Annotated in this window: 22 protein-coding genes and 1 tRNA gene; 16 read left to right on the top strand and 7 right to left on the bottom strand. The window is 62.9% G+C overall.

The window, feature by feature from the left end; genetic code table 11:
* Positions 1-91 precede the first annotated feature (91 nt).
* On the top strand, positions 92-1372 hold the full coding sequence (locus tag AC6H4Z_RS08810; protein WP_497546383.1) for an HD domain-containing protein: 1281 nt from the start codon (positions 92-94) through the stop codon (positions 1370-1372).
* 138 nt (positions 1373-1510) lie between these two features.
* Positions 1511-2335, top strand: coding sequence for a hypothetical protein (locus tag AC6H4Z_RS08805; protein WP_497546382.1), 825 nt, complete (start codon positions 1511-1513; stop codon positions 2333-2335).
* A gap of 21 nt (positions 2336-2356) precedes the next feature.
* Here AC6H4Z_RS08805 and AC6H4Z_RS08800 read toward each other — a convergent pair whose 3' ends face one another.
* From AC6H4Z_RS08800 to AC6H4Z_RS08780, 5 genes are all read right to left on the bottom strand, one after another.
* Complete coding sequence (locus tag AC6H4Z_RS08800) at positions 2357-3643, bottom strand: alpha-hydroxy acid oxidase (protein WP_497546381.1); 1287 nt, start codon at positions 3641-3643, stop codon at positions 2357-2359.
* A 149-nt stretch (positions 3644-3792) separates the two neighbouring features.
* Positions 3793-6471 carry a S9 family peptidase gene (locus tag AC6H4Z_RS08795; RefSeq protein WP_497546380.1) on the bottom strand — a complete coding sequence of 893 codons (2679 nt, stop codon included), beginning with the start codon at positions 6469-6471 and terminating at the stop codon, positions 3793-3795.
* Positions 6472-6559: 88 nt separating this feature from the next.
* Complete coding sequence (locus AC6H4Z_RS08790; protein WP_497546379.1) at positions 6560-7306, bottom strand: Stp1/IreP family PP2C-type Ser/Thr phosphatase; 747 nt, start codon at positions 7304-7306, stop codon at positions 6560-6562.
* A 38-nt stretch (positions 7307-7344) separates the two neighbouring features.
* Complete coding sequence (locus AC6H4Z_RS08785; protein ID WP_497546378.1) at positions 7345-8688, bottom strand: FHA domain-containing protein; 1344 nt, start codon at positions 8686-8688, stop codon at positions 7345-7347.
* 126 nt (positions 8689-8814) lie between these two features.
* Entirely contained in the window at positions 8815-10692 is a 1878-nt protein-coding gene (locus AC6H4Z_RS08780; RefSeq protein WP_497546377.1) for an ABC transporter ATP-binding protein, read from the bottom strand.
* Here AC6H4Z_RS08780 and AC6H4Z_RS08775 point away from each other — a divergent pair.
* The 7 genes from AC6H4Z_RS08775 (at position 10691) to AC6H4Z_RS08745 (ending at position 16883) form a co-directional block, all read left to right on the top strand.
* On the top strand, positions 10691-10837 hold the full coding sequence (locus tag AC6H4Z_RS08775; RefSeq protein ID WP_497546376.1) for a hypothetical protein: 147 nt from the start codon (positions 10691-10693) through the stop codon (positions 10835-10837). The two genes, AC6H4Z_RS08780 and AC6H4Z_RS08775, sit on opposite strands and share 2 nt — an antisense overlap.
* 21 nt (positions 10838-10858) lie before the next feature.
* A complete protein-coding gene (locus AC6H4Z_RS08770; protein WP_497546375.1) occupies positions 10859-11128 on the top strand; it encodes a GlsB/YeaQ/YmgE family stress response membrane protein in 270 nt (89 codons plus the stop codon).
* A gap of 131 nt (positions 11129-11259) precedes the next feature.
* Positions 11260-11523 carry a GlsB/YeaQ/YmgE family stress response membrane protein gene (locus AC6H4Z_RS08765; RefSeq protein WP_497546374.1) on the top strand — a complete coding sequence of 88 codons (264 nt, stop codon included), beginning with the start codon at positions 11260-11262 and terminating at the stop codon, positions 11521-11523.
* A 60-nt stretch (positions 11524-11583) separates the two neighbouring features.
* Positions 11584-14469: an excinuclease ABC subunit UvrA gene (gene uvrA / locus AC6H4Z_RS08760; protein WP_497546373.1), complete on the top strand. Its 2886-nt coding sequence runs from the start codon at positions 11584-11586 to the stop codon at positions 14467-14469.
* A gap of 79 nt (positions 14470-14548) precedes the next feature.
* Positions 14549-14621: transfer RNA gene (locus AC6H4Z_RS08755), tRNA-Asn, on the top strand.
* A 180-nt stretch (positions 14622-14801) separates the two neighbouring features.
* Complete coding sequence (locus AC6H4Z_RS08750; RefSeq protein ID WP_497546372.1) at positions 14802-15911, top strand: hypothetical protein; 1110 nt, start codon at positions 14802-14804, stop codon at positions 15909-15911.
* Positions 15912-16883, top strand: a complete 972-nt coding sequence (locus tag AC6H4Z_RS08745) for a lipid A-modifier LpxR family protein (protein WP_497546371.1) — start codon at positions 15912-15914, stop codon at positions 16881-16883.
* On the opposite strand, the gene AC6H4Z_RS08740 is transcribed toward AC6H4Z_RS08745, so the two are convergent.
* Positions 16867-17523, bottom strand: a complete 657-nt coding sequence (locus AC6H4Z_RS08740) for a peptidylprolyl isomerase (protein ID WP_497546370.1) — start codon at positions 17521-17523, stop codon at positions 16867-16869. The two genes, AC6H4Z_RS08745 and AC6H4Z_RS08740, sit on opposite strands and share 17 nt — an antisense overlap.
* Positions 17524-17708: 185 nt before the next feature.
* Between AC6H4Z_RS08740 and AC6H4Z_RS08735 the strand changes: the two genes are divergently transcribed.
* The 6 genes from AC6H4Z_RS08735 to AC6H4Z_RS08710 all read left to right on the top strand — a co-directional run bounded on the left by AC6H4Z_RS08735 (position 17709) and on the right by AC6H4Z_RS08710 (position 23158).
* The gene (locus AC6H4Z_RS08735) at positions 17709-18989 is read left to right on the top strand and encodes an amidohydrolase family protein (RefSeq protein WP_497546369.1); all 1281 of its coding nucleotides are present in this window, start codon (positions 17709-17711) and stop codon (positions 18987-18989) included.
* 134 nt (positions 18990-19123) lie between these two features.
* A complete protein-coding gene (purE, locus tag AC6H4Z_RS08730; RefSeq protein ID WP_497547025.1) occupies positions 19124-19594 on the top strand; it encodes a 5-(carboxyamino)imidazole ribonucleotide mutase in 471 nt (156 codons plus the stop codon).
* On the top strand, positions 19594-20730 hold the full coding sequence (locus tag AC6H4Z_RS08725; RefSeq protein WP_497546368.1) for a 5-(carboxyamino)imidazole ribonucleotide synthase: 1137 nt from the start codon (positions 19594-19596) through the stop codon (positions 20728-20730). Before purE ends, AC6H4Z_RS08725 begins: the two co-directional genes overlap by 1 nt.
* 33 nt (positions 20731-20763) lie before the next feature.
* Complete coding sequence (locus tag AC6H4Z_RS08720) at positions 20764-21342, top strand: superoxide dismutase family protein (protein WP_497546367.1); 579 nt, start codon at positions 20764-20766, stop codon at positions 21340-21342.
* A gap of 3 nt (positions 21343-21345) precedes the next feature.
* Entirely contained in the window at positions 21346-22452 is a 1107-nt protein-coding gene (locus AC6H4Z_RS08715) for an aminotransferase class I/II-fold pyridoxal phosphate-dependent enzyme (RefSeq protein ID WP_497546366.1), read from the top strand.
* Positions 22453-22486: 34 nt separating this feature from the next.
* Positions 22487-23158 carry an SRPBCC family protein gene (locus AC6H4Z_RS08710; RefSeq protein WP_497546365.1) on the top strand — a complete coding sequence of 224 codons (672 nt, stop codon included), beginning with the start codon at positions 22487-22489 and terminating at the stop codon, positions 23156-23158.
* Here the strand turns inward: AC6H4Z_RS08710 and AC6H4Z_RS08705 are convergent.
* Positions 23147-24004 (bottom strand): metallophosphoesterase family protein, encoded by an 858-nt coding sequence (locus AC6H4Z_RS08705; protein WP_497546364.1) that lies wholly within the window; start codon positions 24002-24004, stop codon positions 23147-23149. The two genes, AC6H4Z_RS08710 and AC6H4Z_RS08705, sit on opposite strands and share 12 nt — an antisense overlap.
* A gap of 82 nt (positions 24005-24086) precedes the next feature.
* Here AC6H4Z_RS08705 and AC6H4Z_RS08700 point away from each other — a divergent pair, with 82 nt between their 5' ends.
* Positions 24087-24893 carry a nucleotidyltransferase gene (locus AC6H4Z_RS08700; protein WP_497546363.1) on the top strand — a complete coding sequence of 269 codons (807 nt, stop codon included), beginning with the start codon at positions 24087-24089 and terminating at the stop codon, positions 24891-24893.
* The last annotated feature ends 9 nt before the right edge of the window (positions 24894-24902 follow it).

The following is a 24902-nucleotide window of genomic DNA, read 5'->3' as shown; positions in this document are numbered from 1 at the left end:
TCCCTACGTGGATACGGTAACGGCGTTTCAAGGCCGGGGCGACTATCATACTCGCGCACGCCAGTCGCCCGACGATACCGCCAGCCTCGCCATGTCCGTCGAAATCATCCGCGATCCGCTCTGGAATAACATCAGGCTCGATCCACTCACCTTCGAGTTGATCGACACCCCGGCCTTCCAACGGCTCCGATACGTCCGGCAGCTCGGGCTCGCGTTTCTCGTCTATCCTGGTGCGACGCACTCGCGCTTTGAGCACGCGCTGGGCACGTACCACCTGGCTCGACGCGCGCTCACGTTGTTCGAGGAGCACGAGGACTACGCATCACTGGGTCGCGACGAGTGCATGCTGATTCGCGTCGCTGCCCTGCTGCACGACATTGGGCACTATCCCTTTTCGCACGCGCTGGAAGAGATTGGCGCGCTGAACCACGAGGAAGTCGCGCGGCCGCTGATCTGCGACGGCGAGGTCGCGGCCATTCTTCGACGAGAGCTCGGCCATGACGCGCCGGAACGAATCGTCTCGCTCATTCGCGGCAAGAGTGAGAGTCCGCTGCAGGGACTGATCTCGGGTTCGATCGATCTCGACAAGCTCGATTACCTCCGACGCGACGCATTCATGTGCGGCGTCAGCTACGGCGAAATCGACGTCGACCGTTTGCTCAATGCGTTGACGCTCGTGCGGCATCCAGACACCGGTGGGCCAACAGTGGGCATGGTCGAGAAAGGTCTGTCGGCACTCGAGTCGCTGCTGTTCGCCAAGTATCAGATGTACCGGAACGTCTACTGGCATCATGCGGTTCGCAGCGCGACCGCGATGTACAAGCGTCTCGTTGCCGACGCGCTCGATACCGGCGCACTGGACGCGGAGACACTCGCCGCGTTCACCGATGAGGGTTTACTACACGACCTCGCACAGCGCGTCCCGAGTTCGCTCTTGCGTGGATTGCGCGAGCGACGACTGCACAAACGCGCCTTCGAATGCCCGGCTGCGACCCTGCCACCCGACGCGGCCGAGTGGATTGCCGACGATCGCGCGCTGACTGTCGCGGTGGAGAACGCGCTCGCCGACGAACTCGGACTCGCTCCCGGCGACCTGCTGCTCGACTATCCCGAGAAGACGCAGATGCTCGGACTCGACCTGCTCGTCCAGCGGCGCGATGGCGAGGTCCGTCGCCTGACCGCGAGCGGCTGGGAGGGAGCCATCAATCTTCCGAAGCTGTCGGAAGAGTTTTATCGCTCAGCACGGTGGCTGCGGGTGTACACGGCGCCGCGCGTCGCGCTCGATCCAGATTCGGTGGTCAACCTCGCGACGAAGACCGCCGCCGAAGTCCGCGCGCGGCTCAAAGACGGCGAGCCCTTGCTGTCGTGGTAGCCTCAATTCCGCAGGACCGATTCGTGATCCGCCGGGTAGCGATTGAGGGGCGATTCTCCTTGCGATTGTTGCCCACAGTCAAGCTCGGTATGTGCGACCTGCAGAACATCGAGTCGCGCTCGCTTCTACGAATCGGCTATGCATCATGCGAACGGCCAACTCTGGATTGATCGGCACCCTGCGTCGCCCTGGCGAAGCGGCGGCGTCGCGCTATTCATAACGGCCGCGCTGTTTACCGCAGCGCTCGCCTCGATGACAAATCTTCGCGAGCCTGTCGACCGCACGCGTTCGTTCGACGAACACCCAACGCTCGTTTTCTTTCCGCCGACGACTCATGTCGACCCGTTGCCAAAACCGGTCGAACGGCCTCGAGCGATCGCACCGGCGCCAGTCATGCCGGTCCCAAAGCGCGAGCAGACCATCGTTCCGCCTGCTCCAGTCGTCGCCGCACCGTCGGCTCCCCCGGTCAGCGTTCCGCGTGACTCATCGAGTGCGTCGCGCACAGCCGTCCCGACAGAGTCTCCGCTCACGCGCCTCGTCCCGATGCGCGACGTGCCGACCTTCACGCCGTCGAATAAACCATCCGTCGCCGCGCGCGGCGCGCCGCTCGCACCGTCGGGCGTTACGATCGCGTCTGCGCCTTTGACGACGGTGCAGCGCGATTCTCTCGTGACGAAACGCGTCGCCGACGCAATCGAGTCGTCACGTCAAGAATTCGCGAGTCCCGGACGGTTCAGCACAGCGGCAGCGCCGGCCGGCACAGTCGGCGCGGGTGTGAGCATTCCCTTCCCGCTCTTCAGTCCAGGACCGTCGCCGGCAGAACGAAAGCGAAATGCGACGATCGACGCGGACAACCAGCTTCGACTCCGCCGGCTGCAAGATCGCGCGATCGCGCAGGTCGACTCGATCCGAATCGACTCCTTACGTCGAGACTCGCTCGCCCGACGCCCTCTTCGTCCGTAGCGCGGCGCGCGTCTGCGCACGCTAGCCGTGTGCGGTGATGTACTCGCGAGTGATCCGCTTGATCGACACCGTGCCCGCCTGCTTCATCGTCATCTCGAGCTCGCGGCGCAGCAGCGTCAGCACCGTCTCGACGCCCTCTTGTCCGAACGCGCCGAGCCCCCAGATGTAGGGGCGGCCGATACCGATTGCCGTGGCACCGAGTGCGAGTGCCTTGAATATGTCGGTGCCGCGGCGAAATCCGCCGTCCACGATCACCGGAATGCGTCCGTGCGCGCCGTCGATAACCTCAGGCAAACTCGTGATCGTCGCGCGCATCGTGTTGTCGGCGCGACCGCCGTGATTCGAGACGAACACGCCGCTCGCTCCATGCTCCACCGCAAGCTGCGCGTCCTCACGCGCGACGATGCCTTTCACGAACACCTTCATCGTGGTCGTATCGCGGATGCGCTTGATGTAATCCCACGTCGGCGTTCCCGCGTCGACACTCGGCGTTTCGGGAACGAGGCCGGAGAGCATCGGCTTGCGACGATCGTCGGCGACAATGCCGCCGCCACGTACGCCGGGCAGCGGCGGCCCACCAGCGTGACACGACGCGCAGTTTCGCGTATCGCGGCGTGATTCCCGGATCATCGTCTCACGATTGCTGCCGCCAATGAGATCGACGGTGAACACGACCGCCGGACACCCCGCGCGTTCGGCGCGCTTCAGCATCTGGCGCGTCTGGGCCCAATCCTCACGATGATAGAGCTGGAACCAGACCGGCGCTCCGCGCGCCGCAGTGACGTCTTCGATCGACGACGTCGCGACGGTCGAGAGGATTTGCAAATGGCCGCGCGCCTTCGCGGCGCGGGCAACGGCGATTTCTCCTTCAGGATGAAAGGCCTTCTGGCTGCCGAGTGGATTGATGATGATCGGCGTTTCCCACTTGGTATCGAGCAGCTGGACCGACTGGTCGATCTTTCTGACGTCCACGAGTCGGCGCGGGCGTAGATCCCAGCGCGTGAAGCCATCGCGATTGGCGCGAATCGTTCCGTCGTCGTCGGTGCCGGTGTTGAGATAGCCCCAGTGCGCGACGGGGATTTTCTTGTGTGCGACGGGCTCGAAATCGAACACGTTGAGCGCTTCACTCGCCGCCGTGATCAGCTCGGGCTCCTGCGTGGCCTGCTGCACCGCGCCGAGAGCGCGAGACTGTTCGCGGCGCGACCCGTGAAGCATGCGCTCGAGCGACGCGAGTTCCACTCCGGCAACTGCCATAAGTGGACTGCCGGCGAGAAAGCGGACGAACGAGCGTCGGGTCGGATCATCCATCGGGCGGCGCGGCGGCATCGGCCGGGTCGAGACGCGACAATACTAGGCGCAGGCAACCTCAGCCGCTAGACAAACGAGCCCCGCGCGAAATCGCGCGGGGCTCGTTCTTGTTCGTGGCGTGCAGCGTCAATCCGCTTTACGCCTTCCTGCTACGGCTTGATGACTGCGTCCTTGCGATAGTAGTCGCCGAGGAGGTGCTCGGAGAAGTACTCGAACATGAGATGGTTCGTGTACGGCGTCATGTCGCCGTACGCGTGCGGCTTGCCTGGAAGGATCATCAAATCGAACCGCTTGTTCGCCTTGATGAGCGCGTTCACGAGACGAATCGTGTTCGCCGGATGGACGTTGTTGTCCATGTCGCCCGTCTCGAGCAACAGGTTGCCCTTCAGGTTCGGCGCGAGATCGACCGTCGTCGGGATGCGAATCTGGAACGCGTCAGTTGTGTCATCAGCAGCGATCGAACCGTCGAGCAGACGGCTCGCTGCCGTGCCGGCATTCCCGTTTCCGTTGCCGTCGGTGTTGGCTCCGGCCGGTCGGCCGGCGAGGCGCACACCGTTCCGATCACCAGTCTTGGCCACGACCTTGAGGCCGTGATACTGCTCGCTCCAGTTCTGGTTGTAGATGTTGTTGTCGTGGTTGCCCGATTCGCTCACGCCGACCTTGAAGAACTCGTTGTATGGCGGAAGCATCATGGCCGCAGCGGTGAGGAACCCGCCGCCCGAGTGACCATAGATGCCGACGCGATCGAGGTCGATCCACTTGTAACGCGCCGCGAGCTGCTCGATACCAGTTTTCTTATCAGCGAGCGCGTAGTCGCGGAGGTTGTAGTAGCTGAAGCCCTGATATTCCTGCGAGCGCTGTGGGCTTCCGCCGCGATTACCAATCTGAATGACGATGAAGCCGAGCTGCGCGAGCTGCTGCGGCACCGGCGTCGCCGCGAACGGGAACGTGACCGATTCGGTCTGCGGTCCCGGATAGACGTTCGCGATGATCGGATACTTCTTCGTCGAATCGAAATCGAACGGCTTCCAGATGTTGCCATAGATGTCGGTGACACCATCGGCCGCCTTGGTCACGAACCGCTGCGGCATCTTCCACCCGATCTCGACGAGCTTCGAGACGTCCATCGTCTCCAGGTCCATCACGACCTTGCCCGTGGCATCACGGAGCACCGCCTTCGGCACCATGTCGATGCGCGACGCGTTATCGACGATCCACTTCTTGTTCGGCGAGAGAGCCGCGTTGTGAAGCGCCTCGCCCGGATCGAGTAGCGCGAAGCCGGTGCCGTCGAGATTCACCTTGTAGGTGTGCGTGTAGTACGGGTTTTCCCCCGGCTCACGGCCAACACCAGCGATATAGAGAATTCCCTTGATCGAATCCAGCTCGACGATACGCTCGGCGCGCCACGCGCCCGACGTAAGCGGACGCTTGAGCTTGCCCGCGTTGTCGTAGAGGTAGTACTGACCCCAGCCGCTGCGCTCCGACCACCAGATCATGTCGCCGCCAGCCTTCACGTAGCGGATGTTCTGACGCTCGCTCGAGTTGTTCTCGATGTCTTCCTTGAACAGTTGCGTCGTCGCCATCGTCGGCACGTCGATTTCGATGAGCTCGAAGTGACGCTGCGTACGATCGCGGCGAATCATGCGCAACTTGTTCGAACCCGTGCCGTTCCAATGCAGGTCGAAGAGTTGCTGGTCCTTCCACTTCTTGATGTTCACCGGCGTGAGCTTCGTGTCGCCCGCCTTGAAGATGAAGAGTTCTTCCTGTGCGACATTCTCATCACCCGGCATTGCGTAGCTGTACGTCATCAACGTCGGACGTGGATTGGCGGTGTTGTTCACGAGGAACAATTCACCAACCTTGCGCTGATCTCGACGCGAGACGACGAACGACTTGGAATCCGGCGACCACGTGACGTTGGCGCGAACGCGCGGATCGCGATTGACCGCGCCGCCGCCCTGACCGCCGCCACCGCCGCCGTTCTCGTCGTCCTGCTGCTGTTGCTGCTGCTGATTCAACTCGTTCTGCTGACGTTCCTGCAGCGTATCACGGGCGCCGAAGCTGTAGTACTTCGCGCCATCGCGCGTGAGCTGAACGGTGTCCTTTGTCGCGACTTTCACGACGTACAGATTGTGTTCGCGAGCAAACGCGAACATGCTGCTGTCCGGCGAGTAGTTGCGGAAATCACCCCCGCGACCGCCACCGAAACCGCCGCCACCACCGCCGCCGCCCTGACGTCCGCCGCCATTGCCGCCGCAGGTGTTCGCCGTATCGGGCTGCACTGCCGGCGGGGCATCAGCGTTGCCGACTCCGCCGCCACGACCACCTCGGCCGCCGCGTCCGCCCGCACCCGCACCGCCAGCCGGCGTAGCCGGTCCGAGGCGCTTGAGTGTTTCCGTCGCGATGTCCCACTCCCAACGCGAGCTGTCGGCGTTGAAAGTGAAGTTCTTGTGATCCTTCGAGAACGTCAGCGAGTTGAACGGCAGGTTCTGGGGATCGTGAGCGTGATGGCTCAGATCGGAGAGCTGCGCAGTCAGCTTCACCTGATCGAACAAGGGCTTCTTGGATTTCGTCGTTGGGACGACGAGGAAAAAGGTCGAGCCGTTGTGATCCTTCCAGTCGTAGCAGAGCGAATCGCTCTGCCCAAGCCAGCGCGGGTTGACGGCGCTGGTGTAAACGCGCGAGCGCAGTGCGGTCGACGAAAACTTCTCAGCCAGATCCCAATTGGCCTTATTCGCCTTTTCCTGGGCGATGGCTGGTGGAGCGAATAGCGCGAGAACGCCGGCGGCTGCGACGAGCAGGCGTCCGGCGGGTTTCCGGTAGGACATGAGCAACTCTCCCGACGAGTGTAGGGGCTAGGGCTACTGGGAATACGCGAGCGGGTCCCCGCGTGCTGCGAGGACCCGCGGCCGACGGTCACGCCGTCGGTATCTCCTGCGTCCGCGCCATGGCGGCATCGTCGTCTTCTGGCGCAACCTGAACGACAATTGCCGTGATGTTGTCCAGCCCACCGCGGCCATTCGCCTCGGCGATGAGCGAATGGACTTTGCGGTCTGGCTCGGCGCGCGACATGAGCAGCATTTGCAGGCGGCGATCGTCGACCATTCCGGTTAAACCATCGCTAGCGACCAGGAACAGATCGCCGAGCTTGACCTCGCCTTGATAGACGTCCGGCTGGACCTCGGGGCTGGCCCCGACGCAGCGCGTGATGACGTTGCTGTACGGATGGTATCGCGCCTGTTCCGGCGTCAAGAATCCGGCGTCGACCTGCTCCTGGACGTAGGAATGGTCTTTCGTGAGCTGTTGCAGCGCACCGTCGCGGAGTAGGTAGACGCGAGAATCGCCAACCTGGCCGATCATGTATCGCGTCCCCGAGACGATCAGAACAGAGGCTGTGGTGCCCATGCCCTGTTTGTCGACTTCCGTGATCGTACGATCGTGGATGTTGCGGTTGGCCATCTTGAGCGCGTCGCTCACACGATCAGCGACGCCGCGATCATCGAGGTTTCGGAGAGGACCGAGCTCGCGCTCGATCGTCTGCACGGCCATCTCGCTCGCGACCTCGCCGGCGGCATGGCCGCCCATGCCGTCCGCGACGACGAATAACCCGTGGTCGCCGTTCGCGTTGACGGCATAGTTGTCTTCGTTCCCAGACCTGATCATGCCGACGTCGGTCCGGGCAGCGTGAAGCAGACGCACCATTAGCGATTCAGCAAGGAGAAGGCGACCGCCGCCCCGACGGCGAGCACGAGGACGACCCACACCCACACAGGAACACCGGGGCGCGAAGATGGTCTCGCGGACGCATTGGCGGCAACTGGAGCTGGAGCACGAGCAGCGGGCGCCGCGGCTGGCGGTTGCGGACGACCCACCGCGATAGCGCGTGTGTCGGCCAGCGAACCCACCGCGGCGTCCTTGGAGCGGAATACCATTTTGACACCACCGAAGCGTACATCAGGGGCGCCATCTAGTCGACGCTCAGCGTTCAATCGCTGACCGCCGACGTACGTTCCATTCGTCGATCCCAAATCCACGACGTACCAACCGTCGTCGCGCCGCTGCAACTTGGCGTGCGTCTCTGAAACGCTGTCGTCCACCAGGACGATTTCGTTGTGAGCGCCACGTCCAACGTGGGCCAGCGGTACATGAATGCTGAATTCCTGTCCCTTGGTCGGACCGGCGTTCGTGATCTCGAGCGTCGCGAGAACTGGAGCGGCGACAGGCGGAGTCACGAGCGGTGCCGACTGAGCCGCCGGGAGAGAATCCCGGATGGCCGCGAACGACATGGTGTTGGCGAGAGCCGCAACGCGAGCTGGCGCGGCCGTCGGCGGGGGAACGAACGGCGTCGGTACAACGGGCGTGGGCGACGGGGTGGCCACCGGTGGCGCTGCTTGGACGTCGGCGTAGAAGCGAAACTCCTCGCTTCCCACGCGAATGACATCGGAGCGCGACAGAATCTGCGGGCGCTCGAGTCGAGCGCCATTCACGAACACACCGTTCGCGCTGAAGTCCCGCAGCTCATACCCGTCTTCGACCGGCGACACCTCGGCGTGACGGCGGGACACTTCATTCTGAGCCACCACGACATCGGCGCTCGCGTCGCGCCCGATGACGATTCCCTCGCCGGGGACCGAGTACTCCTTGCCGTCGACGAGTGATACCAACCGACCGCCCGTGGCAGCCGTCGCGCGCGCCGGGCCTGCCCGTTTCGCCGCAAGAATGGCGGCGATGTCGGCCGCTGAGACGAACGCCGTGTCGCCAGACTTGGTGTCGTCGGCGAACAGGAGCTCCTTCCCCGCGATCTCGACCTTGTCGCCATGAATCAGCGGGGTGGGATCGACGAGCGGAATTCCGTTCACGCGAACCGAAGATGCATCGAGCGTCCGGCGAATGACCACCTGCGCGTTGTCTCCAAGTTCGACGATCGCTTGAACACCGAGACCGGAATTTCCGTCGACACGCACGTCCACGTCGTCGCCCGCGCCAAGTCGATTCTGGCCGGGCCGAAGTGAGAACTGTTTGTTGTCGACTGTGATGACCGGCATGACTATATGCTAGCGCGACGGTCCGAGGTCAGGGACCGGGGCGCGAGCAAGGCTCGCGACGCCGGCGTCGGGGAACGGGAGCTACCGAGGCAGAAACTACCCCATCGCCCCCAGGGCTGGCAAGCGTCATGCGCCCGCTTGTAACGCATCGTTCACCGCGCCCGCTTGCAGCCGATAGAGACGATCATACAAACCTCGCTTCGCCATGAGCTCCCGATGATTGCCACGCTCGCGCACCTGGCCATGGTGCAGAACCAGAATCTCGTCTGAATCGACGATTGTACTCAATCGGTGCGCAACGGCGATCGTCGTCCGCCCCTGCATGAGTATCGTCAGAGCCCTCCGGATCTCCGCCTCGATTTCGCTATCCACCGCGCTGGTCGCCTCGTCCAGCACTAGGAGCGCCGGATCCGCCGCAATCGCCCGTGCAAAGGACAGGAGTTGCCGCTCACCCACGCTGATCGACGCACCGCGCTCGCCAAGTATTTGCGAATAACCGTGCGGCAGGCGACGAATGATCCGATCGGCCCCCACTCGCGACGCCGCGACCGCCACTTCCTCTTCAGAAATAGGATTCGACAATCTGATGTTCGTAAGAACGTCGCCGGCAAAGAGGAAAATGTCCTGCTGTACATATCCGATCAGCGACCGCAGCTCCGACAGCGGAAGCTCGCGCACATCGATCCCGTTCACGAGAATCCGCCCGCGCTGCGGGTCGTAGAAGCGCAGCAGCAGATTGATGATCGTGGTCTTCCCCGCCCCGGTGTGGCCAACGAGGGCAAGGGTCTTTCCTGGCTCGACTTTAAACCCGACACCCTTCAACACCCACTCGGGCGACGTGGACGGGCTTCCTTCGCGGGCGACATGGCCGAGATCGTATGCGAACCACACGTCCTGAAATTCGATCGTCACCCCGGCACCACTACCGCGCTTCGGCAGGGATTCCACCACATCGACCGCAGGCGCGCTGGTGGCGCTCCCGCCAACGTCCGCAACCGGCGTATCGAGCAACCGAAACACACGCTCGCTCGACGCCATCGCTTGCTGCAACGTGTTGAACTTGTCCGAAAGGTCCTGCAGCGGCTGAAAGAAGCGTCGGACGAGTTGCAAGAACGCCGCGACGGTACCGACGGTCAGCGACCCCACCTCCACGCGTCGCGCACCGGCCACGATCAGACTCGCCAGCGCGATCGACGTCAGCACTTCGATCGCGGGAAAGTAGAGCGCGTAGTACGTGATCGACTTGAGGTTCGCATCGAGATGGCCGCGATTCAACTCATCGAAGCGCCGCGCCTCATCGGCCTCCCGCCCGAATAGCTGAACGACGCGCATGCCCGTGATTCGCTCCTGGAGATACGCATTGATACGCGCGATGCGAGACCGAATGTCGCGATACGAATCGCGGACTTTGAGCTGAAACAGCCGCGACGCGAGCCAGACGAACGGAATCACGCCAAACGCCGCCAGCGCGAGACGCCAATCGGTCGCCAGCATCAACGAGCTGATTGCCAGAAGTGTGAACAGGTCGCCCAATCCGGCAACCACGCCAGCAGTGAACAGTTCGTTGAGTGCTTCGACGTCGGACGTGACGCGCGTAACGAGCCGGCCGACTGGATTTCGATCGAAGAACGCAACCGGCAATCGCTGCACGTGGCCAAAAATGTCGCGGCGGAGATCGCGCATCACGCGCTGCCCGAGAAGGCTCGTGAAGATCGTCTCGCCATACTGACAGGCAAATGCAACGACCAACGAGCCGGCGAGCAGCAGGGCCGATCGCCACACGAGCTCATAGTCGCGCGTTGGTAGCGCCACGTCGATGACGCGCTGCGTCATCAACGGTCCCACGAGCTGCAGCAGGCCGTCGAGCATCAGACAGCCGAGTGCCGAGGCAACGAGCTGTTTGTAGGGGCGAATGTATCTCGAGAGGCGGCGCATGAGACGCGCGTCGTACGCCTTACCGAGAACGTCCTCGTCGGCAGGGGCGGCGATGGCAGGAGCGCTCATGACTGAAAACTATCCGTTTTCGTCAGGAGCGATCGCTGGCGTGCGCGTCGAGCTCGCCGTCGCGCGCGAATCTATCGTAGCGAAGTCGGCATGCTATGCCGCGCTTGGTACACCGGTTGCGTTACCTCCGCGCGTCGTCTTCTGATCCCTCTGAGGAGGCAAGGCTATGGGTATCATCGCGTGGATCGTGCTCGGCTTGATTGCTGGTGCGATCGCTAAAGCGCTCATGCCGGGACCCGACCCGGGTGGAATTGTCGTCACCATTTTGATTGGAATCGTTGGCGCGTTCCTCGGTGGTTTTCTCGGGAGCATGATCACGGGATCCGGCCTCAACGGCTTCTCTCTATGGAGCATCGTGCTGGCGATCGTGGGTGCGCTTCTCCTGCTGTGGATTTATCGAGCGACCACCCGGTCGCGTACCAAGACGAATCTGTAGGTCTGGAAGCGAGGCAGGATGCACGCAGCGAGTGGCGGCCGACGTCGGCCGTCATTTGCTGCGTGCGCTGTTTTCGATGATACTAGTTTCTACTGGACGGTCGACCCTGCAACCCTAAACTCTGAGCGTCCGTGCACCTCTGGCTCTTCTGGGTCCTCCTCGGTCTGATCGCGGGCTCACTCGCGAAATTCCTCGTACCGGGTCGCGATCCTTCCGGGTGCATCTTCACGATTCTCCTCGGCGCCGTCGGCGCCATCCTCGGCGGCCTGATCGGCACGCAGCTCGGATGGGGAAAGATCGATCAGGGCACGCTCGATCTTCGGTCGATCGGCATCGCCACCTTCGGCGCGATCATCCTGCTGCTGATCGGACGCCTCGCGCGTCGAAAGAAGTAGCCGACTGCGCAGAGCGGCGCACAGCTAGCTTCGCCGTTTCTTCGGGCTACATTTCGCGTCATGAAGGCCTCGATCATCGTCCGCGGCGCGCGGCAGCATAACCTCAAGGGATTCGACCTCGCGATTCCGCGACGAGCCTTCACCGTCATCACGGGGCCGTCCGGTTCGGGCAAATCGTCGCTGGCGTTCGATACCATCTACGCGGAAGGCCAACGGAGGTACGTCGAGTCGCTGTCGGCGTATGCGCGGCAGTTCCTCGAGCGCATGGAAAAGCCCGACGTCGATTCGATCGAGGGGCTGTCGCCAGCAGTCGCCATCGAGCAGAAGAACCCGACCAAGACGTCGCGATCGACCGTCGGCACCGCGACCGAGATCTACGACTACCTCCGCCTGCTCTGGGCGCGCGTAGGCCGAACGTTCTGCCCGCTTTGTGGTCGCGAGATGCGCCCGGATACGGTGCAATCGGTGACCGACGCCGTGCTCGCCGTTCCGACCGGAACTCGCTTCTACGTCACCTTCCCCATGCGGCTCTCGGACGAGGTGACGCATGAGGTCGTGGTCGAGAATCTGCGAGCACAGGGGTTCGTACGCATCGTCGTCGACGGCAGGATCATGCATCTCGACGACCTCCTCACCGAACCAATCGACGTCACGTTCGCCAAGCAGCTGCTCGTCGTCGTCGACCGGCTTGCGGTGTCCGACGAGGCGCGCGGTCGCCTTCCCGAGGCCGTGGGCACTGCGTTCCGTGAAGGCGATGGCGACTGCATCATCGTGTTCACTGAGCCGATCAAGACGCCGCTCACGCCGAACGCGTCGACGACCCTGCGTTTCACCGAGCGGTACGAGTGCGCTAACGACGGCACTCGCGCTCCGTCGCCCACGCCGCAACTTTTTTCGTTCAACAGCCCGCGCGGTGCGTGCAGTCGGTGTAACGGCTTTGGCGCCACCCTCGAGTATGACGAAGCGCTCATCGTTCCGTACCCCACGCGCACGCTCCGCGAGGGTGCGATCGATCCGTGGACGAAACCGCGGTACGACAACAAGCGTCGCGCGCTTGCGGAATACGCCAAGCGTGAAGGCATCTCAATGGACACGCCGTGGCAAAAGCTGCCAGCTACCGCGCGCCAAAAGCTGTTGACCGCCAAGGCCAAGGGGTACAAGGGCATTCTCCCCTTCCTCGTCGATCTCGAGGACAAGAAGTACAAGCAGTACATCCGCGTCTTCCTGCGACAGTATCAGACCGCACAGGAATGCGCGGACTGTCACGGAACGAAGTTGCAGCCCGAGGCGCTTCAAGTTCGCGTCGCAGGCCGCAACATCGCCGAGGTGTGCGAGCTGCCGGTGGATCGCTTACTCGCGTGGCTGCAGTCGATCGAGCTCTCGGATTTCGAGCGACAGGTTGCGTCGCACATTCTCAAGGAAGCGCGTGACCGTGTGCTGTTCCTGTGCGATGTCGGCTTGAACTACCTGACGATGAATCGCGCGACGCGAACACTTTCGGGTGGTGAGGCGCAGCGCATTGGACTCGCCAACTCTCTCGGATCACAACTCGTCGACACGCTGTACGTTCTCGACGAGCCGTCGATCGGCCTGCACTCGCGCGACATGGATCGTTTGCTGCGCCTGCTGCACCGCCTCCGCGACACTGGAAACACGGTGCTCGTGGTGGAGCATGACCCCGACGCCATTCGCGCCGCGGACTACATGGTGGAGCTCGGGCCAGCGAGCGGTGAAAAGGGCGGACAACTCGTCTTCGCGGGTCCGATCAGCCGGATCTCCGAGAGCCCGCTCACCGGCGCGTACCTCACCGGCGCGAAGTCCATTCCGATTCCTGCGGAGCGACGCCGGCTCGGACCGCGATGGATCACACTCACCGGCGCCAACGAGCACAACCTCAAGAACGTCGACATCAAGATTCCGCTCGGCGCAGTCACGGTCGTGACAGGTGTTTCTGGATCTGGAAAGAGCACTCTCATACACGACGTTCTGTTGCGCGCCATCGAGACTCGTCTCCATGGCGAGCACAGCGCCAAGCAACACCTCGGCGAGAAGGTCGGCGGGTTTGCGAGCCTCACGGGCGTCGAAGCGATCGACGACGTCGTCGGCATCGACCAGAGCCCGATCGGCAAGTCGCCGAGATCGAACCCGGTGACGTACGTGAAGGCGTTCGATGAGATTCGTCGCATCTTTGCCGATGCACCGCTCTCGCGCGAGCGTCGATATACGGCGGGCACGTTCAGCTTCAACGTCGCTGGTGGTCGCTGCGAAACGTGCGAAGGGGCCGGCTATCTCGAAGTCGAGATGGTGTTCATGGCCGACGTGTTCGTGCCCTGCGACGACTGCGCCGGAAAACGATTCAAACCCGCCGTACTCGACGTGCGCGTGAACAACAAGAACATCTACGACGTGCTCGAGCTCACGATCGACGAAGCCATTCGATTCTTCCCGCGCGAGGAAAAGCTCGGCCAGGCGCTGTGGCAGCTGCAGCAGGTTGGGTTGGGCTATCTACGACTCGGCCAACCGGCCACGACGCTGTCTGGTGGTGAAGCTCAGCGGCTCAAGGTGGCGCGCGAGTTGGTGTTCACGAACAAGAAGAGCGGAAAGAAGCTCTATGTGATGGATGAGCCCACGACGGGTCTGCATCTGGACGACATCCGCAAGCTGGCGCAGGTATTCGATCGCCTCGTGGACGCAGGACATACGCTCGTCCTGATCGAGCACAACATGGACGTCATCAAGCTCGCCGACTGGGTCATCGATCTCGGACCGGAAGCAGGCGATCGAGGCGGTGAGGTTGTTGCCGCCGGCCGCCCTGAGGAGGTCGCACGCGTTCCCGGCTCGTTCACAGGACAATGGCTACGGAGCGTGCTTCCGGGATTCCCGGAGTACGAGGCGCTGCGGCCAAAGCGAGCGCCGGCGGATGCTCGCGTCCCGCAAGCGGTTTAAGTCGATGCCACATCTGCGCTTGGGCGTAATTTTCGTGACGTTGACTTCGGGAGGAGGATCGCTACTTTTCTCGGTCTGATCCCCGATAGCTCAGTTGGTAGAGCGCTCGACTGTTAATCGAGTGGTCGTAGGTTCGAGTCCTACTCGGGGAGCTCGAAAAAGGCCGTCCACGTGGCGGCCTTTTTCACGTCCTCCACACCCGATCGTCATACAGAGCGACGATCGTCGAGCAGCGCGACGCCACCCGTTCATCCCGGTTTGGCACACGCACTGCCACGTACGGTGTCATGAACCGGCTACTTCGGGTTCGACCTTCGCATTGCGAGAACGACATGTCCCTGCGTTTTGCCCAGCTCGTAGCGGTATTTCTCGCGACGTCCGTCGTCGCATGCAGCGCACGTCCCGACGCAAAGGCGTCCGGCGGCAATGGTGCCACCACGCATGCATCGAACGGCGAGGTTGGTAAGGCCAGCGGAGCTCTCGATCCTCGGACCGCAGCAGGCGGCCCGGTGATGTTCCCCACGTCGGACACGGCGACCCCGCGACTGATCGACGGGCGGAGCAAACAGGACAACAACTCGTTCCAGTCTGCCGTGCGCGCGGGAAAAAAGGCGATGGCGACCTGGCCAAAGGGGCCCGAGGCGCTCGAAGGAGCGATTCTCCCGAAAACGCGGATCGTGGCGTACTACGGCAATCCGCACTCGAAGAAGATGGGCGTGCTCGGCGAGTATCCGGAGAGCGAAATGCTCTCGAAGCTCGACAAGACGGTCGAGTTGTGGCGCACGGCCGATCCGTCTACGCCAGTGACGCCGGCCATTCACCTCGTCGCCGTCGTTGCGCAGGGCGCAGCCGGCCCCGACGGCGGCTGGCGCCGTCGCGAAAGCGCGAAGACCATCGAACAGGCCTACGGCTGGGCCAAGAGCCGGAAGGGACTTTTCTTCGTGGACATCCAGGCTGGCCACAGCACGCTGCAGGCTGAGCTCCCGCTGCTACTCAAATATCTCGAGCGGCCCGATGTGCACCTCGGCATCGATCCCGAGTTCTATATGCACTACAAGCGCGAGGGTCTGCGTCCGAGCAGCAAGGTCGGGCAGATGATGGCTAGCGACGTGAACTATGTCATCCACACCCTCGACAGCCTCGTTGCGGCGAACAAACTTCCACCGAAGATTCTGGTCGTGCATCGCTTTCGGCAGGACATGGTGCCCGATCCGCAGAACATCAAGCCGACGCCGCGGGTGCAGGTCGTGATGGACATGGACGGCTGGGGCCCGCCGTGGCTCAAGTTCGACTCGTATCGCGATTACGAAGTGGCCGCACCGGTGCAGTTCACGGGTTTCAAGATCTTTTATCACAATGACGTCCGGAAGAACGACGCCCTCCTGACGCCTGGCGAAGTCCTGGCACTCAGGCCACGTCCCCTCTATATCCAGTATCAGTAATTGCTAAAGCGCGCGGGACTCATCGCACTGCTCCTCGTAACGGCCGCTCCATTTGGAGCGGCCTTTGCGCAATCGCCCCATACGTGGTCGCTGCGCATCGACAACGACGCATTCGATTTCTGGATGCCGCCGTGGAATCGCCCCGACGAGGAATACACGAGCGGCGTTCACATCACCTACGACGGCGGTCGCGTACCATGGTGGTCGCGAGTGTTCTTCGGATCGGGGCAAGCCTGTGTGCAGCGCGCAACCGAGTGCAAAACCGCACGCGCCGAGTTGGGCCAGGACATCTATACGCCGGCCACGAGCCGCGACGATCCGCACGCCGCCGCGGGATCACGAGCGAATGGCGGTTGGCTGTACCTGAGCCAGTCGTCGCGAACGCTGAGCGAAGACCGGTCGGATGAATTCACCATCACGCTCGGCGTGACAGGCCCGCCGTCGCTCGCACGGTTCACTCAGCAGGCAGCGCACAACATGGCGCCCGAGTTCAACCGCCCAACGGATTGGACGCGACAAATTGCTTTCGAACCGGGCGGAGTGCTGCGGTACGAACAACGACGGTTGCTCGCGTCGCTCGAATCAGGATCGCTTGGGTTGGACATCATTCCCTCGGCGTCGGTCTCCGCCGGCAACGTTCTGACCGCCGCCGAGATTGGCTTTCAGACCCGAGTGGGCTGGAATATCCAACATCCGTGGCTTCCGCATTCTGGAGCCCTAGAGATCGCACTCGTGACTGGCGCCTCGGCGCGGGGCGTGGCGCGAGACATCTTCCTCGACGGCAACACGCTCAACACGAGCATGCGCGTTGGACATGAGCCTTTCGTCGGATCGGGAGAGGCCGCGATCGAACTGCGCTACCACGCGCTCAATCTGAGCTACCGCGCGGTATCGTCCAGCCGCGCATATGCCGACGGACCAAAGTGGCATCCGTGGGCATCGATCGTTGGCGGCGTCACTTTCGATCGCTGATGACGATCCGAATCAAGTGATCGAGCTTCGGATATTCGCGGTCGACGTAGACGTTGCCACCTGAGAGGAGCGGACCCTGCTTTCCTGCTCGCACGCCGCCGCCTGAGTTCTCCCCGTAGCCGGAATACAATTCGTCGACGACGTCCATTCCGCGCACCACGCGTCCGATGGGTGAAAAGCCCTGCGCGTCGAGGCGACTGTTGTCCACCAAGCTGACGTACACCTGAGTGGTTCGCGTATTGGGTCCGGTCATCGCGAACGCGACGGTGCCGCGAACGTTGCTCTGCTTCACGGAATCATCCGGGAACGTTCGTCCCGACCACGTGGCATTGATCGCTGAGTCCTTCGCGAGGCCAAACTGCGCGATGAACTTCGGCACGACGCGCGAGAAGCGCGTGTCATTGTAGTATCCGGCGCGCGCGAGGTTGAAGAAGCGATCGGCGCCAAGCGGCGACCACGCGCGCACGACCTCGATGACGAAGGGTCCTTTGGTCGTTTCGACATGCGCCTCGTACACGTCCGGCGCTCGGTCTCGCCAGAGCGTGGCGGACGGATCGAGAAGCGCGCTCCCTCGGTGGGAGCACGCGGCCAGGCCAACAACGAGTAAACACCCAATCAGTCGCGAGAGAGTCGGCAGCATTTTGGACCACGAAGGTCACGAAGGTCACGAAGGTCACGAAGAAATACCTCAGCGAAGTTACGCGCGATTTACCGTGTCTGCAGGCTTCGTGTCCTTCGTGACCTACGTGGTCAATTCCTCAACAACTGGCCGCGAAAGCGGGTCGAGTGGCTGGACGATCCGCCCCAGGCGAACGATGTTTGCGCATGCGACTCTCTCCTTCTCTGCTCGGCGGCGGACTCGCGGCGTTGCTCGGCGTCGCGAACGCCCACGCGCAAACCAAAGCCCTGCGTTTCGGCTCGGTCGTCGACGGAACCGGGCGAGTGATCCCGAATGGCGTCGTGATCGTGGACGGCGACAAGATCTCACGCATCGCCGGCCGGCGCGACGCACTCCCCGCCGGCGCAACGGTCGTGGATCTCACGAAGTACACCGCGATTCCCGGCATGATCGATGTGCATACGCACATGACGTACTACTGGGACCCGGCGTCTGGAACAGATCCGTGGCGACAGCCGGCGCGTGCGCCAGAGCTAACGGTCTCGGCCGCCCGAGCGAATGCGCTGCACACGCTCGAGAGTGGCGTTACCACCGTTCGTGATCTCGGTGCATCGAACTACACCGACATCGCGCTGCGTGATTCGATCAACAAAGCCGGCTGGGTCGGCCCGCGGATGTTCGTTGCAGGATCGGGATTGCAGCGCGCGCGTCCCCCCTTCCGCGCCGGCGTCGATACGACGCACACGCTACGCGGGCGCGTTTACAACATCTCACAGGTTTCTGAGGCGGTGAAGCAGCAGGTCGATGCAGGCGCCGACTACATCAAGATGTACGGCTCCACGGGCAGCGGCGCGGACGTCACGGGCAATGAGACGTTCACCTTCGACGAAATGAAAGCCGCCGTCGACGCCGCGAAACAATTCGGTAAGCGCATCGCCATTCACTCGTACGGCCCCGATGGTGGACGCGACGCGGTGCGTGCAGGCGCGACGACGCTCGAACACGCGATCGATCTCGACGACGCGACGTTCGCCGAAATGAAACGGCGCGGAACGTTCTACGTGCCAACAATCGACCACAATCGATACTACTCTGAGTACAAGACTGATTTCCGCTATACCGATCAACAGGCCGCTGCGCTCGACTCCTTTCGCCTCAGGAATTTCGAAACGGCGCGACGGGCATTCAAAGCCGGCGTGAAGATGGGAATGGGTTCGGACGCGGTCTTTCACATGTTCGGCCAGAACACGCGTGAGCTGGGCTGGATGGTGAAGCTCGGAATGACACCGGCCCAGGCCCTCGCGGTCGGAACGACGAACGGCGCGGAAATCCTCGGCATGGAATCAAGCCTCGGCAAACTCGCACCGGGATACTTCGCCGACATCGTCGCGGTATCCGGAGATCCGCTATCGGACATCAACGTCGTCCTGAACAACGTGAAGTGGGTGATGAAGGGCGGCACCGTCGTCGTCGATCGAACCAGGTAGGGCGCTCCCCCTCACGCCTCACGCCTCACGCCCCTCGCGTCCCCTATATTTCCGGCCGAACTCGTCACTTCTCCCGCAACTCAATCGTGCCCGATTCATCGACCTCGAGCGACGCCCCGCTAGTAGCGGTCATCATGGGCAGTAGCTCGGATCTGAAGTTTCTTCAACCGGCGATCGATCTCCTCGCCGAGCTCGACGTGCCGCATGAAGCGCGCGTCGTATCTGCGCACCGAACGCCCGACTGGATGTTCGAGTACGCGTCTCAAGCAGAACCGCGCGGCATCGAAGTGATCATCGCCGCCGCCGGCGGTGCGGCACACCTCCCAGGCATGGTGGCGGCCAAGACGGTGCTGCCAGTGCTCGGCGTTCCGGTGCCGGCCACGATGCTCAACGGGCTCGATTCGCTGCTGTCGATTGTACAAATGCCCAAAGGTGTTCCGGTCGGAACCCTCGCGATCGGCGAACCTGGTGCGATCAACGCCGCGCTCCTCGCAACGGCGATCGTGTCGGGCTCTCGTCCGGCGATTCGCGAGCGACTCCGCGCATGGCGGCGCAAGCGTACCGACGACGTCCTCGCCAACACCACGATCACCCCGCTGCGCTGATGGCGATCATTCCTCCCGGTTCGACAATCGGGATTCTGGGCGGTGGACAACTCGGGCGAATGACGGCGATGGCCGCACGAACGCTCGGTTATAACGTGCACGTGCTGGATCCCGATGCGAATTGCGCAGCCGCGCCCGTAGCGGACCGCGTCGTTGCCGGACGCTTCGATGACGCCGACGCCGCCGCCGATCTCGCCAAGCACTGCGACGTCGTGACGCTCGAGATCGAGCACATCGGCGCCGAGGCACTCGCTGCCGCCGAGCGTCACGCGCCAATTCGTCCGAGTCCGCGCATTCTCGAAATCGTTCAGGACCGCTCGGTACAGAAACGCTGGCTCTCGTCGAGCGGCTTCCCAATCGGCGCATATCGCGACGTCACGAGCGACGTCGATCTCGCCAATGCGGCGCGCGAGCTCGGTTCGTTGTTCGTCAAAGCGAGTCGTGGCGGCTACGACGGTCGAAGCCAGGCCCGCGTCGCCAATGAAAGCGAAGTCGTCGCCGCATGGAACGCACTCGGCGGACGAAACTCGGTTGCCGAGCAAGCGCTCGACCTCGAGGCCGAACTGTCAGTGATGGTTGCGCGACGTCCGAGTGGCGAGGTGCGCGTATATCCTGCCGCCCTCAATCACCACGAACGACAGATTCTCGCATGGTCGGTCATCCCGGCACCGCTCCCGCGTGACGTCACCACGCGCGCAGAAGAGATCGCTCGCGGTATAGCTGAGCAATTTCAACTCGAAGGAATTCTCGCAGTTGAGATGTTTTTGCTTCGTGACGGTTCTCTGCTCGTGAACGAACTCGCGCCGCGGCCGCACAATTCGTATCACGAAACCGAAGTAGCGTGCTCGACGAGTCAGTTCGAACAACTCGTGCGCGCCGTCTGCGATTTGCCGTTGGGCGATCCAAGCGTACTCAGGCCTGGAGCAATCGTGAATCTCTTCGGCGAGCTCTGGGAGAACGGGCCACCAAAGTTCGAAGCAGCACTCGCGCAACCGGGGGTTCGCGTTCATCTATACGGGAAGCGTGGTGCGCGCGCGGGACGGAAGATGGGTCACCTTTCGGCGACCGGCTCCACGCCCGACGACGCGCTCGCGCGTGTTCGTGCGGCGGCTGCGGCGCTTGGCGTCTCGGCGTGACCGCTTCGCAACCCGTTCATTACGAGGTATGTCATGCGTCGTCGTTGGCTGCGCGTCGTCATCTGGTCCTCGATGATTGCTTGCGCACCCCCGCCTACGCCGACTCGCACCACGCCGCCGCCAACTACACCACCCCCCGCAGCGCCGACGGCAAAGCCTATCCCGCCAATCAGTGCGACCGCGACCATACGTGACATCGCCGGAATGAAGGTGGGTACGGCGACATTCGACGATACTCATTCTGGAGTGCTCGTCTCCGCTACGGTGACGGGGCTCGGCCTCGGCGCTCACGGCATTCACATACACGAGAACGGCAAGTGTGAGGCGCCGTTTGCCAGCGCCGGCAACCACTTCAACTCGGGCATGAAGCGTCACGGGTTCAAGAGCATGGACGGCCACCACGCGGGCGACCTACCAAACATCGAGCTGCCGGCGGCCGGTACACTGCACTTTGAGTTTCTGATGGCGGGAGTCACGCTTCGCGGGTCGAAAGGAATTCTCGGACCGACCGGCGCATCGATCGTGATACACACGGCACGCGATGACTACATCACCGAGCCCGCGGGCAACTCTGGTTCGCGTCTCGCCTGTGGTGTGATCGTCCCCCGCTGATCGATGCACATCGCCGACTTTGCGCTCGAACGGTATTTCGCCAAGTGGGAGTTCGCCGTTCGCCACATTCTCTGCGCATCCGACGCCGAGCCGCTCGGGATGAACGAATTGCTGGCGTTCGCCGACGACGATGCACGCGAACGCTGGGACTCGCTGCGACTCGGCTACACGGAATCGCTCGGGCTGCCAGCGCTCCGCACCGAAATCGCGCGCCTGTATCCAGGGCTCGACGCGAACGACGTGATCACGTTTGCTGGAGCCGAAGAAGGCGTCTTCCTGTGCATGCACGCGCTGTTGAATGCTGGCGATCACGCCGTGGTCGTGTGGCCAGCTTACCAGTCTCTGCATGAAGTCGCGCGCTCAGCGGGCGCGGAAGTCACGCTCGTGCCGCTAAACCCGCGAGACTGGTCGCTCGACGTCGACGCAGTCGCCGCGGCGATGCGGCCGAACACCAAAGTCATCGTCATCAATTTTCCGCATAGCCCGACCGGCGCGCAGATCGATCCCGCGCAATTCGCCAAGCTCGTCGCAATCGCCGAGCTCCACGGCGCGACGCTGTTCTCGGATGAGGTCTATCGCTTCCTCGAACACAGCGCTCCACGTCTCCCAACTGCAGCGGAAAGCTCCGAGCGAGGCGTGAGCCTTGGAGTGATGTCGAAGGCGTTCGGCATGGCCGGCGTTCGCATCGGCTGGATTGCAACGCGCGACGCCGCTTTACGCGCGCGAATGGCGAGCATGAAGGACTACACGACGATCTGCAGCAGCGCGCCGAGCGAGATTCTGTCGCTCATCGCGCTGCGCGCGTGCGATCGGATCGTCGAGCGAACGAATGCGATCGTTCAAGAAAATCTGGCCGTGCTCGACGACTTCTTTGAGCGGCGTTCTGACCAGTTCGCTTGGGTTCGACCGCGCGCCGGAACGGTCGCCTTTCCGCGGCTAATCGATCGGGACGTCGACACGTTTTCCGCCGCGTTAGTGGAAGCGGAAGGCGTGCTCATCCTTCCGGCCTCGCAGTTCGGATATCCAGGCAATCGCTTCCGTCTCGGCTTTGGCAGACGTGATATGCCCCAAGCGCTCGAGTGCCTCGAACGTTTTAGCCGGCAGCCGTAGAATCACGGCACCAGGTTTGCGCCTCAACCGTGGCGTGAACCCATCGCGACCACCAACAGAAACGCGCTCGACGACGTCACTCCCCGAGCTTGCCGCCGGTATTCTCGGCGGCGCGCTGATCGGCGTCGCTCCGGGCAAGAGCCAAGGACGGTTGATGCGCGCGGCCGGCGTCGCGCTCCTCGGGCTAGCCGCCAGACGCCTCGTCGAAGAAATGATTCGCGACCTTGGAGATCGGCGGCGCCAGGTCGTCATGCGTTCGTCGATCGACGTCGAGCGAAACGTGGCAGACGTGTTCGCATTCCTGAATGACTTCGAGAACTTTCCGCGCGTGATCGGAAATCTTCGTTCGGTCGTCGACTACCAGGACGGTCGAGCGCACTGGGAGGCGTACACGCCGACGGGACACGTCGTGACCTGGGATACCGTCGTCACGAAATACGTTCCGCGCAGCGTCATCGCCTGGGAAAGCACGTCGGGCAGCGAAGTCCGCATGAAGAGTCTCGTGCGCTTCACCGTGCTGTCGCCGACGCGCACACGCGTCGATCTCGAAACGACGTATTGTCCGCCGCACACCGGCGTGCAGGACGCCATTCGAACGTTGTTCGGGCCGGCACAGGAGAAGCGGCTGCAGAATGATCTCCTTCACGCGCGCCACTACCTCGAATCGCTTGCCCCGCGAGCGCCGACCGAAGGTTCACCCGCCTGACTGCGGCTCGGTCGGCGTCGCGATCGGTTGCGCTGGCGATCGATCCGTCGCACGCCGGCCCCACTGCTGGGCATCGCCGATCGGCGTGACCGACTGATCGGTCGTGGTTGTCGTGTGTACTTCAAAAAGTCTGAACGGCGGGCGATCCGGGTAATTCGCCTTCAGCACTGCGTGCGCAACGTTGAATACCGGAATGCCCGTCTGCGTCTTCCCTTCGGGCGCGCCCTTGTGAGCGTGGCCGTGGAACACTGCCGTGACGTCGAAGCGCGACAGCGGATCCTCCAATCGGCTCGAGCCGAGAAAGGGAAAGATCTCCGGCGACTCGCCCTCGACGGTGCCGCGAATCGGCGCATAGTGCATGAGCACGACGCGATGATCTACGGTGAGGCGCGCGAGCGCTGACTCGAGCTTGAGCGCTTCCTGCACGGCCTCGTGCACGAAGTCCTTGATGATCTTTTCTCCCCACGGCCCCAGCGCTCCTCGGCCGAATCCGCCGCAGAAGCCGCGAACACCTGCGAAGCCGATTCCATGAAATTCCCACGTGTCGCCGTCGAGCATGTGTACGCCGACGTCCGTGAGGATTTTTGAAATCTCTGCCTCCTCGCCGGCCTCGAAGTCATGATTGCCGAGCACGCAGACGACCGGAATGCTGATCGGCGTGAGGTCCTTCGCGAGAATGCGCGCTTCGTCGGCGAGACCGTAATCGGTGAGGTCGCCGCAGAGCACCAGCACGTCGGCGGTTTCGGCGATCTGTGCGAAGAGCGGCTGGAAACTGCCTTGCGACGTCTTCGAGTAATGGATGTCGGCGAGCGCGGCGAGCCGGACAACGGTCGGAGTATTGGCCATGGGCATGGCGCCCTGTACCGAACGTTTCGGGCCACGGCTGCGGCTGAGCCGCTAGCCTCGCTCTTGCACTTGTGGGAGCGCTATGGCCTACCAGAGCACGTTCGACAGCCCCGGGCGCGACACCAACGCGTTTTATCGTCGTACCCTCCACGTGCTCAGCGACGCACGAGTCCCGTTCCTTGTCGGCGGCTCGCATGCCCTGCTGAACTACACGGGCATCGTACGCGAGACAAAGGATTTCGATCTGTTCCTGCGACACGCCGATATCGACGCGGCACTCGATGCGTTGCGAGCCGCGGGCTACCACACCGAGGTCACGTTCCCGCACTGGCTCGCAAAGGCCAAGGAGGGCAACGACGTCGTCGACCTCGTCTTCAGTTCAGGCAACGGCGTGTGCCGTGTGGATGACGCCTGGTTCGACTTCGCCATCGAAGCCGACGTGCTGGGTATGCCGGTCAAGATTGCGCCCGTCGAAGAGCTGCTGTGGCAGAAAGCCTTCGTCATGGAGCGCGAGCGCTACGACGGAGCCGACGTCGCGCACATTCTGCGGTCGTGTGCCGAGACACTCGATTGGGACCGCATCATGCGCCGGTTCGACCGCTACTGGCAGCTGTTGCTCTCGTATCTCGTGCTGTTCGGCTTCATCTATCCGTCCGAGCGTCACCGCATTCCAGAGAGTGTCGTCAACGAATTGACGGCGCGCCTGCAAACCGAGATCAGTGGCCCGGAGTGCGACGACCGAGTGTGCCAGGGCACCCTCACCTCGCGCGCGCAGTATCTGCTCGACATCGGCCGCTATGGCTACGAAGACGCTCGGCTGCAGCCACGGGGCAACATGACCCCTGAAGACGCCGTCTACTGGACCTGGGCCATCGAGCACATCGTCTAGGAGCTCGAC

This window comes from Leucogemmata humicola, assembly GCF_055379415.1.
Note: the sequence above shows the minus strand (reverse complement) of the source record. Positions and strands in the feature narration are given on the sequence as shown.

Coding starts and splice junctions, on each gene's coding strand:
- purE (WP_497547025.1), top strand. CDS start 19,124: ATGGGCAGTAGCTCGGATCTGAAGTTTCTTCAACCGGCGATCGATCTC.
- AC6H4Z_RS08715 (WP_497546366.1), top strand. CDS start 21,346: ATGCACATCGCCGACTTTGCGCTCGAACGGTATTTCGCCAAGTGGGAG.
- AC6H4Z_RS08720 (WP_497546367.1), top strand. CDS start 20,764: ATGCGTCGTCGTTGGCTGCGCGTCGTCATCTGGTCCTCGATGATTGCT.
- AC6H4Z_RS08795 (WP_497546380.1), bottom strand. CDS start 6,471: ATGTCCTACCGGAAACCCGCCGGACGCCTGCTCGTCGCAGCCGCCGGC.
- AC6H4Z_RS08700 (WP_497546363.1), top strand. CDS start 24,087: ATGGCCTACCAGAGCACGTTCGACAGCCCCGGGCGCGACACCAACGCG.
- AC6H4Z_RS08705 (WP_497546364.1), bottom strand. CDS start 24,004: ATGGCCAATACTCCGACCGTTGTCCGGCTCGCCGCGCTCGCCGACATC.
- AC6H4Z_RS08780 (WP_497546377.1), bottom strand. CDS start 10,692: ATGAGCGCTCCTGCCATCGCCGCCCCTGCCGACGAGGACGTTCTCGGT.
- AC6H4Z_RS08805 (WP_497546382.1), top strand. CDS start 1,511: ATGCATCATGCGAACGGCCAACTCTGGATTGATCGGCACCCTGCGTCG.
- AC6H4Z_RS08735 (WP_497546369.1), top strand. CDS start 17,709: ATGCGACTCTCTCCTTCTCTGCTCGGCGGCGGACTCGCGGCGTTGCTC.
- AC6H4Z_RS08775 (WP_497546376.1), top strand. CDS start 10,691: ATGACTGAAAACTATCCGTTTTCGTCAGGAGCGATCGCTGGCGTGCGC.
- AC6H4Z_RS08750 (WP_497546372.1), top strand. CDS start 14,802: ATGTCCCTGCGTTTTGCCCAGCTCGTAGCGGTATTTCTCGCGACGTCC.
- uvrA (WP_497546373.1), top strand. CDS start 11,584: ATGAAGGCCTCGATCATCGTCCGCGGCGCGCGGCAGCATAACCTCAAG.
- AC6H4Z_RS08785 (WP_497546378.1), bottom strand. CDS start 8,688: ATGCCGGTCATCACAGTCGACAACAAACAGTTCTCACTTCGGCCCGGC.
- AC6H4Z_RS08740 (WP_497546370.1), bottom strand. CDS start 17,523: ATGCTGCCGACTCTCTCGCGACTGATTGGGTGTTTACTCGTTGTTGGC.
- AC6H4Z_RS08800 (WP_497546381.1), bottom strand. CDS start 3,643: ATGGATGATCCGACCCGACGCTCGTTCGTCCGCTTTCTCGCCGGCAGT.
- AC6H4Z_RS08725 (WP_497546368.1), top strand. CDS start 19,594: ATGGCGATCATTCCTCCCGGTTCGACAATCGGGATTCTGGGCGGTGGA.
- AC6H4Z_RS08810 (WP_497546383.1), top strand. CDS start 92: ATGTCCGTCGAAATCATCCGCGATCCGCTCTGGAATAACATCAGGCTC.
- AC6H4Z_RS08790 (WP_497546379.1), bottom strand. CDS start 7,306: ATGATCAGGTCTGGGAACGAAGACAACTATGCCGTCAACGCGAACGGC.
- AC6H4Z_RS08770 (WP_497546375.1), top strand. CDS start 10,859: ATGGGTATCATCGCGTGGATCGTGCTCGGCTTGATTGCTGGTGCGATC.